General features: G+C 60.4%; 12 protein-coding genes. 2 read left to right on the top strand and 10 right to left on the bottom strand.

Features of this window, described 5'->3' with window-relative positions; genetic code table 11:
- Positions 1–2: 2 nt before the first annotated feature.
- The 6 genes from ACSBQQ_RS06105 to ACSBQQ_RS06080 form a co-directional block, all read right to left on the bottom strand.
- The gene (locus tag ACSBQQ_RS06105; protein ID WP_060428082.1) at positions 3–215 is read right to left on the bottom strand and encodes a DUF1656 domain-containing protein; all 213 of its coding nucleotides are present in this window, start codon (positions 213–215) and stop codon (positions 3–5) included.
- Position 216: 1 nt separating this feature from the next.
- Positions 217–2,154 carry an FUSC family protein gene (locus ACSBQQ_RS06100; protein ID WP_060428080.1) on the bottom strand — a complete coding sequence of 646 codons (1,938 nt, stop codon included), beginning with the start codon at positions 2,152–2,154 and terminating at the stop codon, positions 217–219.
- Positions 2,151–2,615 carry a MarR family winged helix-turn-helix transcriptional regulator gene (locus ACSBQQ_RS06095; RefSeq protein ID WP_015377885.1) on the bottom strand — a complete coding sequence of 155 codons (465 nt, stop codon included), beginning with the start codon at positions 2,613–2,615 and terminating at the stop codon, positions 2,151–2,153. The genes ACSBQQ_RS06100 and ACSBQQ_RS06095 overlap by 4 nt, the downstream gene beginning before the upstream one ends.
- A 156-nt stretch (positions 2,616–2,771) precedes the next feature.
- Complete coding sequence (locus ACSBQQ_RS06090; protein ID WP_060426142.1) at positions 2,772–3,632, bottom strand: oxidoreductase; 861 nt, start codon at positions 3,630–3,632, stop codon at positions 2,772–2,774.
- A 27-nt stretch (positions 3,633–3,659) separates the two neighbouring features.
- Entirely contained in the window at positions 3,660–4,526 is an 867-nt protein-coding gene (locus tag ACSBQQ_RS06085; RefSeq protein ID WP_049212157.1) for an oxidoreductase, read from the bottom strand.
- A 32-nt stretch (positions 4,527–4,558) separates the two neighbouring features.
- Positions 4,559–5,581, bottom strand: a complete 1,023-nt coding sequence (locus tag ACSBQQ_RS06080) for an MBL fold metallo-hydrolase (protein ID WP_049212159.1) — start codon at positions 5,579–5,581, stop codon at positions 4,559–4,561.
- Positions 5,582–5,747: 166 nt separating this feature from the next.
- Between ACSBQQ_RS06080 and ACSBQQ_RS06075 the strand changes: the two genes are divergently transcribed.
- Entirely contained in the window at positions 5,748–6,701 is a 954-nt protein-coding gene (locus ACSBQQ_RS06075; protein WP_049212161.1) for an AraC family transcriptional regulator, read from the top strand.
- 15 nt (positions 6,702–6,716) lie between these two features.
- Here ACSBQQ_RS06075 and ACSBQQ_RS06070 read toward each other — a convergent pair whose 3' ends face one another.
- From ACSBQQ_RS06070 to ACSBQQ_RS06060, 3 genes are all read right to left on the bottom strand, one after another.
- Positions 6,717–7,658, bottom strand: coding sequence for a sugar phosphate isomerase/epimerase family protein (locus ACSBQQ_RS06070; RefSeq protein ID WP_060428078.1), 942 nt, complete (start codon positions 7,656–7,658; stop codon positions 6,717–6,719).
- A 10-nt stretch (positions 7,659–7,668) separates the two neighbouring features.
- Positions 7,669–8,844, bottom strand: a complete 1,176-nt coding sequence (locus ACSBQQ_RS06065) for a Gfo/Idh/MocA family protein (protein WP_060428076.1) — start codon at positions 8,842–8,844, stop codon at positions 7,669–7,671.
- A 67-nt stretch (positions 8,845–8,911) separates the two neighbouring features.
- Positions 8,912–9,835: a substrate-binding domain-containing protein gene (locus tag ACSBQQ_RS06060; RefSeq protein WP_039566107.1), complete on the bottom strand. Its 924-nt coding sequence runs from the start codon at positions 9,833–9,835 to the stop codon at positions 8,912–8,914.
- Between the two features lie 317 nt (positions 9,836–10,152).
- Between ACSBQQ_RS06060 and ACSBQQ_RS06055 the strand changes: the two genes are divergently transcribed.
- On the top strand, positions 10,153–11,175 hold the full coding sequence (locus ACSBQQ_RS06055) for a LacI family DNA-binding transcriptional regulator (RefSeq protein WP_039566105.1): 1,023 nt from the start codon (positions 10,153–10,155) through the stop codon (positions 11,173–11,175).
- Positions 11,176–11,218: 43 nt separating this feature from the next.
- Here ACSBQQ_RS06055 and ACSBQQ_RS06050 read toward each other — a convergent pair whose 3' ends face one another.
- The gene (locus tag ACSBQQ_RS06050; RefSeq protein ID WP_039566103.1) at positions 11,219–11,881 is read right to left on the bottom strand and encodes a hypothetical protein; all 663 of its coding nucleotides are present in this window, start codon (positions 11,879–11,881) and stop codon (positions 11,219–11,221) included.
- Positions 11,882–12,035 lie beyond the last annotated feature (154 nt).

Below are 12,035 nucleotides of genomic sequence, written 5' to 3'. Positions count from 1 at the left end.
CCTCAGGGGGTGGTAAGCCATTTCAGGCCGTGGAAAAACAGCCCGGCCAGAATAAGAAACAGGGCGGTGTCGAACAGCGGGCGCTGCGCGACCCAGCAATAGACGCCTACCGCGTTGAGCGTCCAGGAAAGCGCCATGCGCGAGAAGAACGCGCACACCAGGCACAGCAGCAAGGGCGAGATGAACACGCCGTCAATGTTGATTTCACCGATCATGTCAGGGATTCCAGTGCAAAGCCGTGGGGAAGTGCAGCAGCCGCAGCCGGGTAAGCGGCCGCAGCGCGCGCCGATCGTTCTGCCGCCAGGCCTGTTGCAGACCGGCGTCGATCTGGCCCAGCAGCGCAGAGGGTGCTTCGGCGTGCAGAGAAAGTTGGCGGAACGCCGCCGGCAGACCGGCGTTCGGCGAAGCGCCAGGGGTGAGCCCGCCGGCCTGCTGCAGACGAATCAGGCCGATAGCGGTTTTTAAGCGCATCAACAGCTGTGGGCTGCGATCGGCTTGTCCAACGGCGGCCAGGCGGCTACCCAGCGCGGTGATGCGATCCAACGCGCGGGCCTGATAGCGCTGTAAGTCGCGCTCCGTGACGTGGCGATTGAGGCGCAGCATCTCTTGCGCATCCTGCCGCATCAGCCGCGCCACCACCTGATCGGTGCCCCAGCGGCGGAACAGCGCGGCGCACAGGAATGCGAAATAGACGCCGATCAGCGTGCCGGAAGTGCTTTCCAGATACAGCCCCATATTGTTCGGCGCATAGTGCCCCTGAAAGTTGACGTTGCTGAGCGACAGGGCGATCGCCAACGTCGCCAGCGGGTTGCTCGCCGCCCACACGCCGAGCGGCAGCAAAAACAGTCCCATCACGATCAGGAAACTGCCGTAATCCCCGGCCAGCGGCAGCAGCACATAGCTGAGCAGGGCGCCGAGGGCCATAGCGATAGCGGCGAAGCGGCCAAAAGTGGCGATGGTGGCGCCGGGATTGTCGCCGGCGCCGAAGAAGGCGATGGCCACGATCCCCATCAGCACCATATTGGCGCCCTGTTCCCAGCCGGTGAAATACCAGAGACCGCACAGCAGGGCGTAGGTCGTCAAAATTCCGGCGAACATGCGCACCGCCATGCCGATATCCGGCGGCGGCGAGAAGACGCGGCTGCGCATCATCTGCGCCTGCAGCGCCGCGGGCAGCGGCTCGCCGTCCAGGAATGCGTTCAACTGCTGTACCTCGGCCCACAGCGTTAACCACTGCTCAACCTGTTCAGCCAGCTCGTCGACGATCAGCGTTTCCCACGGCGACAGCGACGCCGCAGGCGGCAACAAGCTTACCGAGGGCGCAGCGTGCGGTGCGGGTTCAACGGCCTGCCGCCGGACCTCATTCAGCCACGGCTGCAGGCGGGTGCGCAGGCCGACCGGCAGTGCGGCGATGCTGCTGCCGATGGCCGAGAGCAGCGGCACGATTTGCAGTACGCGTTGCTGTATCGAAATCGCCGCCTGACGGGTGGGCTTATCGACCGAACTGTCATAGCCAAGGGTGGTCATCATCTGATTGAACGAGGCGATGTCGCCCAGCAAACGGATACGGTCCGCGTCGGCCTGGGCGTCGCTGCCCTTGCCGTCGAGGCTGTCCTCCTGCCAACGCGCCAGGTCAGCCAGCCAGCCTTTCAGCCGCGTGCGCAACACCGGCGCCAGCGACGATGGGAATAGCACGCTGTCTACCAGCGTCACCGCCAAAATACCCAGGCAGATCTCTGTCACCCGCGTGACGACCATAGTGAACATCGTGTCCGGGTGATTGATGTAGGCGATGGCGACCAGCATCATGGTGATGGCGCCCAGCTGGAAAAAGTAAGCGCGTGGCGTGCGATCGAGATAGGAGAGGCCCAGCATCAGTGACGATGACAGCCCAGCGGCGACGATCAACAGCACCGGCGTGTTGCTAAGCCAGGCCGAAAGGCCCAGCGTCAGCACGCCGGCGAACAGCGTGCCGCAAAAACGGTAGGTGGCGCGGGCGCGTACGGCGCCGCTGACCGGATTGCTCAGCACGCAGCAGGTCACCATCGCCCAATAGGGATTTTGCAGGCCGATGCTTTCCGCCAGCGCGAAGGCCAGCATGGCGGAAATAAACAGTTTCGCGGCATACAGCAGCTGCGGTTTACCGATTTTCATGGCTCATTGCCGGCCTGTTGCAGATAGTGGCCTGCGCGCTCTTCAAACAGGCGCAGAATGCGCGTGGCGGTTTCAATATCTTCCAACGGCACGTCGTGCATCAGCTCGACTCGCAGCTTATCGGCCGCGGTTTCGACCTTTTTGGCCAATTCGGCGCCGGCGGGCAGAATGCGCAGGGTTTTAAACCGACGATCGCCGGCCGACTCCTGCCGCTCGAGGAAGCCTAACGCGGCGGCCTGATCCAACAGACGCACCAGCGCACCGGGATTGACGCCGACTTCTTCCGCCAGGTCGCGCTGATTGATGCCCTGCGGATTGCGATGCACCAGAACCACGACGGTAGCCAACGACATGGAGATGCCGGATTTGGCGATCGCCAGCGTCGCAGCCTGTTTCCACACCCGGCGAACCGGTTGCAGGGCGTTGGTGAGGGCATAGAGGGATTTTTCTTTCGATGACATGGGATACCTCGGCAAACAGTGTATATAGGTTAAATGGCAACAGTTGCTTTGGCAATTAGTTTTGAACGCTCGACTCAGAGACAAAAGGCAAGGCATACGTGACGACGTCACATAAAACAAACGGGCTACATAGGCAGCCCGTTTGAAAGGTGGGTATTACAGCGCCTGAACGGGGTTCATCGCAGCGCCGGGGAAGGCCGTATCTTCACCGCGTTCACGCCAAGGCGCCAGATCGCGGCTGCGGGAGGCTACCGCGCTGTCCCACAGCTGATACGCGTCCTTACCGAGCATCAAACGCACCGGCGGGGTGGCGCTGGCCACCATATCGACGATCACGCGAGCGCCCTTAACCGGATCGCCCATCTGTTTGCCGTTCTGCGTGCGGTAATACTCCACCATGCCGGCATCCAGTGGCGCATAGGCAGCGATTTCGCGTTCGGCCTTCATGGCGGCGCTGCTGGCGAAACCGGTACGGAAGGCGCCCGGCTCGATCAGCGTGACGTGGATCCCCAGCGGCTTGACCTCGTGGTGCAGCGCTTCGGTAAACCCTTCCAACGCGAACTTGGTGGCGTTGTACAGGCCGCTGCCGGGGAAGGCCACCAGGCCGGCGATGCTGGTCAGATTGAGAATATGGCCGGATCGTTGAGCGCGCATCTGCGGCAGCACTTCACGCGACAGCTCGGCGGCCGCGAAGAAGTTCAGCTCCATCTGGGCGCGGATCTGTTCGGAAGTGAACTCTTCCAGCGCCCCGTAAGAACCGGTGCCGGCGATGTTGGCCAGTACGTCGAGGCGGCCGAAGGTTTCGACGGTCTTCTTCAGGGCGGCGGCGCGCGCCGCAGGATCGGTCACGTCCAGCTGCAGAGCCAGCGCGCGTTCGCCGTGGCCGGCGGCGATCGCCTGCAGCGGCGCCAGGCGGCGGGCGGTGAGCACCACGTTGTCGCCCTTGGCCAGCACGGCTTCAGCCAAAGCCTGGCCGAAGCCGGAAGATGCGCCTGTAATAAACCAGGTTTTGTTCATATCGAGATTCCTCGTTATCGTGGAGAGTTACAGTTGAATTTCAGTGAGTTCTGCGCCATCAAAGGCGGTGTCTTCACCCCGTTCGCGCCAGGCGTTAAGCTCCTGCTGGCGTTTGGCGAGGGTGGTGTCCCACATGGCGTAAGCGTCGCGCCCCAGCATCAGGCGCACCGGCGGGGCCGTGAGAGTGACCAACTCCAGCATGCGCTGCGCCGCTTTGGCGGGATCGCCCATCTGTCGGCCGGCGGACTGCGCCAGGTAGGTTTCAAACGGTGCAATCGACGGGCGGTAGGCCTCGATGCGCTGCGTCGGCCGCATGTTCACGTCGCCGGCAAATTCGGTGCGGAAGGCGCCGGGCTCGACCAGGGTCACGTGGATCCCCAGCGGCCTGGCCTCGATGGCCAGCGACTCCGTCCAGCCTTCGAGGGCAAATTTCGCCGCGCAATAGGGGCCGGCGGCGTTCATTGCCACCAGACCGGCGATGCTGCTTACGGTGATCACGTTCCCGCTGCCCTGGCGCCGCATCTGCGGCAGCACGGCGCGGGTCATCTCCGCCGCCGCAAAGAAATTCAGCTCCATCTGCTCGCGCAGCTGTTCGAGGCTGAACTCTTCGCAGGCGCCGGCTACACCGCGCCCGGCCAGGTTGGCCAGCACGTCGATGCGGCCGAACCGCGCCAGGGTATCGGCGACCGCCTTATCGCGCGCGGCGGCATCCGTGACGTCCACCGCCAAAGGCAGCACGCGATCCTCCTGGCCCTTAGCCAGCGCCCGCAGGCGGTCGAGACGGCGGGCGGTCACCACCACCCGATCGCCGTTGGCGATGGCCGCTTCGGCCAGGGCTTTGCCCAGGCCCGACGAGGCGCCGGTGATCAGCCACACTTTATGGTCATTGTTCATTTCAGGTTTCCTGCGAATAAATAAAACGGCGCTTAGCGCCACCAACGGCTGCCGGGGTGCGGCCGAACGATATCGACACGTTCGCCGATCATCGGCGTCGCGACCTGCACGCTAGAGGGAGCGGCATGGCGCAGTACCTGGTCGAACGGGTCTTGCCAGGCGTGCATCGCCAGATCGAAGGTGCCGTTATGGATCGGCAGCAGCCAGCGGCCGAGCAAATCCCGGTGCGCCTGCACGGTTTGCTGAGGGTGCATATGCACATAGGGCCAGCGTTTGTCGTAGGCGCCGGTTTCCATCAGCGTCAGGTCAAAGGGGCCAAAACGGCGGCCAATCTCGGCAAAACCGGTGAAATAGCCGCTGTCGCCGCTGAAGAACACCCGCAGCTCATCGTCTTCAATCACCCAGGAACACCACAGCGTGCGGTTGCCGTCGGTCAGGCTCCGGCCCGAAAAGTGCTGGGCCGGGGTAGCCGTCAGCCGCAGGCCGTCGATTTCCGTGCCTTGCCACCAGTCGAACTGGCGGATTTTGTCCGGCGCCACGCCCCAGGCCGCCAGGCGATCGCCCACGCCGAGCGGTGCGACGAACTGGCCCACCTTGCCGTCCAGCGCCCGAATGGCGGCCTGGTCCAGATGGTCGTAATGATCGTGTGAGAGGATCACCGCGCGGATCGGCGGCAGCTCCTCGATCGCGATCGGCGGCGCGTGAAAGCGTTTTGGCCCGGCGAACGGCAGCGGCGATGCCCGCTCGGAGAACACCGGATCGGTCAGCCACCATTGGCCGCGCAGCTTGAGCAACACCGTGGAATGCCCCAGACGGTACAGGCTACGATCGGGTGCCGCCTCAAGCTCGGCGCGCGACAGGCGCTGAATCGGCACCGGCGTCGCCGGCACCGTGCCTTTGGGCTTGTTGAAAAATACGTCCCACCACACGCGCAGGGTGGACTCGGGCAGGTCACCCGGCGCCGGCGGCCGCTGATTGTTAAAGCGCCGATCGCGCCATTGTGGCGATGAAGCATAGCCGCCCGCTGTCGGGCGCAATTTGGAACAACGGCTCAAAGTCAGAATTCCTTCAGCACAGCAATGGATGATTCGGGCAGCGGCGCGGTTCCGGTCGCCTTTGCCCGCGCGACGCGATAAAACTTGTCGTCAAGAATAAGCCTTGAGAGACGGACGATCCATGCGCTAAAGTACTTGTTTGTTTATCAAGAGTACGGATTTCATCATGGACCCGCTGTCAGACGTGTTGTCGCTGCTGCAACCCCAAAACCAGTTTTACGCCGGTTTCGACGCCGCCGGGGACTGGTCGTTCGAGTTTCCCCCTCATGAAGGCATCAAATTCACGGCGGTGATGCGCGGCGCCTGCTGGGGCATGACCGACGATCTGACGCAGCCGATCCATTTCCGCGAAGGGGACTGCTTTTTGCTGAACAGTCGGCGGCGCTTCAGGGTCGCGTCCGATCCGGCGTTGCCGCCGCAGGGAGGGGAGCAGATCATGGCCGAGGCGACGCGCGACGGCATCGCCGTGCATAACGGCGGTGGTGAGGTCTTTTTGATCAGCGGGCGTTTCGGTTTTTCCGGCCAGCATGCGGCGCTGCTGTTTGATGCGCTGCCGCCGATCATCAACATCCCCAAAGCCTCGAGCCAGGCGGGCGTTTTGCGCTGGACGCTCGAACAGTGGACGAACGAGTTGCGTCACCCGCAGCTCGGCGGTGCGCTGATGTCGACCCACCTGGCGCACTTGATGCTGGTGCAGGTGTTTCGCCAGTTCCTCGAAACGGCCCATGGGCTGCCGAAAGGTTGGTTTCTGGCGCTGACCGACCGCCAGATCAGCCTGGCTATCGCCGCCATGCACGCCGAGCCGGCGCGCAACTGGACGCTGGAAGAGCTGGCCCGCATCGCCGGCATTTCCCGCACCGTATTCGCTCAACGTTTCAAAGGGCTGGTTGGCAGCACCGCCATGGAATACCTCTCGCGTTGGCGTATGCTGCAGGCGGCAGATCGTCTGCGGGCCGGTAAAGAAAACGTCGCGTCGATCGCCTACTCGTTGGGATACGGCTCGGAAAGCGCGTTCAGCACCGCCTTCAAACGGGTGATGGCGCAGTCGCCGTCGCAGTATCGGCGGCAAACGCCGGCCGGGGCGAGTGAACCGGAGGGAAAGGGGGCGCAGCGGCCGTGACCGCCGCGCCTGGCTTTACTGGCTGATGCTCTGCTGCAGCGCCTGAACGGAGGAAACGATGCCGGCATCGACCGACATGGTCAGGTCTTCCATTTCCAGCGACACCCAGTCGTTGTAGCCCATCATGCGCACCACCGAGAAGAACGCCTTCCACCACTGCAGATCCCGGCCGCAGCCGACGGCGACATAGTTCCAGGCGCGGCGGGCCACGTCGTCGATCGGTTTGGTCTCCAGCAGTCCGTTAACCTCAACGACGCCGCGCTCAAGGCGCACGTCTTTGCCGTGCACATGGTGAATGGCGGGGCCGAGGGCGCGGGCCACCGCGATGGGATCCGCACCCATCCAGATCAGGTGGCTGGGATCGAGGTTCAGACCCACCATCGGGCCAACGGCCTCGCGCAGCCGGAATAGCGTTTCCGGGTTCCACACCAGCATGGCGCTGAAGTTTTCCAGCGCAAAGCGCTCGACGCCGCACGCTTTGGCCCGGGCGACCAGCGCCTGCCAATAGGGGATTGCCACTTCATTCCATTGATAATCCAGACAGTTTTTCACCGTCGGCGGCCAGCTGACGGTATAGGTGATCCAGTTGGGAATGGTGTCATGCGGGCTAGCCGGGGGCAGGCCGCTCATCATAACGATCTTTTTCACCCCCAGCAGCCCGGCCAGCTCCAGCGTATTGTCGGTTTGGCGCTGATGGCGTTGCCCCAGTTCGCCGGGATCGAGCGGATTGCCGGAGACGTTGAGCGCGGCGATCTCCATGCCGCGGCTGGCCAGCGCCTGCAGCAGCTGCCGGCGTTTGGCGGAGTTAGCCAGCAGATCGTCGGCATCCAGATGGGGCGCCGGAGACCAGCCGCCGGTGGTCATTTCCACGCCGCACACCCCCAGCTCCAGCAGCCGGTCCAGCATCTGCTCGAAGGGTAAATGGCCCAGGCTGTCGGTACAAAATGAAAGTTTCATGGTGCTTTCCTTATTGGTAATTAACCCAGGTGGCGCCGTTGTCGGCGGAACGAACGCAGTTTTCAATCCAGCGCACGCCTTCCAATCCGGCGTCGATATCCGGATAGATCAGCGCGGCCAGCGTCTGCCGATCGCCGCGCTGGCTGGCGCTGATGGCGATGGCGAACTTGAGGTAGATATTGGCCCAGGATTCGGCCAGGCCTTCGGTATGCAGCGCGCCGAGCCGCTCTTCGGCCAGGGCGCTGTCGTCCAGATAGGGCATGCCGTGGTGCAGGATCTGGTTGGGTCGCCCCTGGATCTCATAGCGCAATTCGCCGGGCGCAGCGTCGCTCCACTGCAGGCTGGCGAGCGAGCCCACCACGCGGATGCTTTGGCTGTCCATCGCGCCCGCATTGACGGCGGAGGCCCACATGCGGCCGACGGCGCCGTTTTTGTAGTGCATCAGCACCATGGCGTTGTCTTCCAGCGGGGCGCGGGAAGGAATAAAACTCTGGCGATCGCACAGCAGGGAGGCAATCTTCATATCGGGCATCACCAACTGCGAGATGTAGAAGGTGTGGGTGGAGATGTCACCCAGCACAAAAGAGGGGCCGGCGATTTTCGGATCGACGCGCCACTTTTGCGCCTCGAACGTGTCTGCGCTTTCGTTGGCATTGAAGCCGTGGGTGTATTGCAATTCGACCATGCGTATTTCGCCGATGTCGCCGTTCGCGATCATGACGCGCATCTGCATCAGCAGCGGATGGCCGGAGAAGCCGTAGGTTACGCCGACGATCAGGCCTTTCTCCGCCGCCAGCGCCTTAATTTCTCTCGCCTCCGCCGTGGTGAAGAACAGCGGCTTTTCGCAGATGACATGCAGGCCGGCATTCAGCGCGGCGCGCGTAATTTCATAGTGGGTGCCGTTGGGGGTGGCGATGGTCACCACCTCAACGCCATCTTCGCGGTTGGCTTCTTGCGCCAGCAACTGTTGATAGCTGTCATAGCAGCGTTCGGCGGGCACGCCGAGATTAACGCCAAACTCGCGTCCGCGTGCCGCGTCGATATCAAAAGCGCCGGCAACCAGCCGATAGGCGGTGTTGTCGCGCAGTGCGCCGGAACGGTGCTTGTAGCCCACCTGGCTGAGGCGGCCGCCGCCGATCATCGCCCAACGCAGCGGGCGAGGGATGCTTCTTTCACCATTTAACATGCTGACTCCTGATACTGTGGCTTTGCACTCGGGTGCAAAATAGGTTGAAAAAGAGAGTGGCAACGGTTTATTTCTGGTTCATCTGCGCAAATTGCGGGTAGTTTTCTCGCGTTACGGTGGCGTAAGGCACCCAGTTGTAAGGCTCGGTTTTGGCGTGATCCAACAGGGCGCGAGTCACTTGCACCGCGCCGATCGCCTGGGCTTTGGCATCCTGGAAAATGGTCACCGCCAGGTCGCCGGTTTTGATAAATTGCAGGCCGTCGGGCGTGCCGTCGATACCGGCGACCAGCACACCGCTCTTTTTGGCCTGCTTCAGCGCCATGATCGCGCCGATGGCCATCTCATCGTTGTTGGCGGCGATCGCATCGATCGCTACGCCGTTCAGCAACCAGCCGGAAACCACATCGACCGCTTCATTGCGCTGCCATTTTGCGGTCTGTTTTTCTACCACTTTCAGGTCTTTGTGTTTGGCGATCACCGCTTCAACCGCGCGGGTGCGTTCGCGGGTCTCTTCGTTGGAGAGGGCGCCCATCAGGATCGCCACGTTGCCGCGGTAATTCATTTTTTTCGCCAGGGCCTCCATCTGCAGGCGGCCGCTGAGCGCCGAATCGGAGCCGACGTAGGCCGTCGCGCCGCTCAGCGGCACTTCGGGTTTGCGGTTGACGAAGATCAGGGGGATCGCGGCGCGTTTGGCGGCCGCTATCATCGGCTGGACGCCTTGCGTATCAACCGGGTTGAGGATAATGGCGTTCACGCCCTGATTAATCAGATCGTCCACCTGTTGCACCTGCAGGGCGACATCGCCTTTGGCATCGACTAACTGGCCTTGCAGCTGCTGCGCAGCCAGTTCCCGCGCCATTTGGCTGCGCAGGATAGAGACGAAGTTGAGATCGAAGTTGGCCAGCGCTACGCCGACCTGGTAGGTCTTGGCCTGGGCGGTCACGACAAACAGCGAGCAGGCTAACATCAACAACAGTCTGGTTTTTTTCATTACGGTATCCTGTTGAGAAGAGAGGCGTTGTGTAAAAACAGTGTATTTGCAACCGGGTGCAAAGCAGGAGACAAAACGGCGATGCGTCTCTGAATGCCACCGTGAATGTCGACTATGGATAAAATTCGGTCAACAGGGGAAAGGTAAAAACAGCGCTGACGATCACAAACTGTTTACGTTTTGCACCCGGTTGCATAACGATTTGCAATCGGGTGCAAAAACGGGACATAATTGCAGCAGAAATGCCGGCGGGCGCTTAGGGGATCTGAGCGAGCGGGGTATAGTTTGACTTCACCGAAGCAGGGATCGACGCAACCATGATGAAACACCACAAAGCCACCGCCAGCGACGTCGCCGAAAAGGCCGGCGTCTCTAAATGGACGGTATCGCGCGCCTTTACGCCCGGCGCCTCGATCTCGGACAGCGCGCGTGAAAGCGTGCTGGCGGCGGCGGCCGAGCTGGGCTATCGGCCAAATCTGCTGGCGCGCAGCCTGTCGCAAAAACGCACGCACATCATTGGCGTGGCCATCGACGAGATGAAGAACCCGCATTCAATGATGATGCTCGATATGGTGACCAAACAGCTGCAAACCCGCGGTTATATGGCGCTGCTGCTGAACATCACCGCCGGGGAAAACTACCGGGCGGTGATGGCGATGGCCGATCAGCTGCAGGTCGACGGCATTTTGTTCCTGGCGACGGTGTTAACCAAGGAGTGGGCAGCGATCGCGCAAGATCTGCATCAGATACCGCTGGTGCAGGTATGCCGCAATACGGAAAGCGAACACATTGATGTGGTCAATATCGACGGCTACCGCGCCGGCGAAGAGATCGCCGCGCTGCTGATAGAGCAAGGCCACCGGCGCTTTGGTTACATGAAGGGGCCGGACACGCAAAGCAGCCATTTGCTGCGCATGGAAGGCTACCGCGACAAACTGATGGCCGCCGGCTTTCAGTTGGATCGAGTGCTCACCGCCGGCCACTACGATCGCCAACGCGGTTTCCAGCTGATGAGCGAATACCTGCAGGCAACGCCGGAAAGCGAGCGGGTTGAGGCGCTGTTCTGCGAGAACGACGTGTTGGCGCTGGGGGCGCTCGAAGCGCTCAGGCAAACGGCGCCGTCGTCCGCGATGGCCGTGGTAGGTTTCGATGATATCGACGAGGCCGGCTCAGCCAACTGGGCGCTGACCAGCTACAGCCAACGCATCGACCGGCTGGTCGAAGAGGCCTTGAATCGCCTGATCGACAATCGCGCCACGGCAGACGGCGCCTGGCGGCACGGGGAATTGCGGGTTCGGCGGTCGCATGTGAAGCAAGACGAAATTCAGATCGCTGATTGAGTGCATGGCGGATAACATTTCCGCCATGTCCGCCATGCTAAAATTATGGCGTTTTATCTGGCACAGAGATAAGCCAGGGTGTAGCAGAGCTATTTTTTATGGCTTCAATATAATTTTCCACCATAATCTGATTTCTTTCAGATATTTCACAAAATATTACCAGTTGGCCGAATAGTTCAGTGTCATCATTGATTTTATCAGGAATTACTTCCGGAATGAATGTAATAGCGCGTTTAGACAACGTTCGAACGGTGAATTTTTTGCCAAACTCAGGTTGGCTATCAAACGCATTAACGCCAATTTCCAGTAAATTCAAAGAGGGTGAACAGATGGCATACCATGTTTTTTTATAGCAAAAAATGCCGCTTTTGAATTCTGGCATTCCTTTGAAATTAATTGAATTTTCCGTTTTTATTCGCTTTATGGCAGTTAATGTATACTTTTTCGTTGAGTATACATCCTTGAGGAAAATGGCAACGCATAAAAAAATAAAACCTGCTGCAAGAAAAGAAAACATGGCAATCAGGATGCCAGTAACAGAAAGATCTGAATTGAGCAAGAGTATTATTGCAATAGCGATAACTAGATATGAAGCTATATTTATCAACCCATCTTTTTTTGTGATGTCCTTCCTGAATTTAACAATAAAATAAATTACCGCAGCAAAGGCTAAACCATAAAAAAAGAGTAATGACCGATCGGGCATGATTCCATTCGCCAAAAAATTGATATTGCGTTTAATTTATAGTAATGGTTTAAAATAAGCAATATCAGGTTTGATTTTCAACCGTTACGGCAGGAATCACATCAGCTTAAATCTGAACACTGTGAGTTTCTTGTCTCCAGATTTCACGTAGCGC

This window comes from Serratia sp. G204Y (assembly GCF_051172435.1).
GTDB classification, from domain to species: domain Bacteria; phylum Pseudomonadota; class Gammaproteobacteria; order Enterobacterales; family Enterobacteriaceae; genus Serratia; species Serratia sarumanii.
Note: the sequence above shows the minus strand (reverse complement) of the source record. Positions and strands in the feature narration are given on the sequence as shown.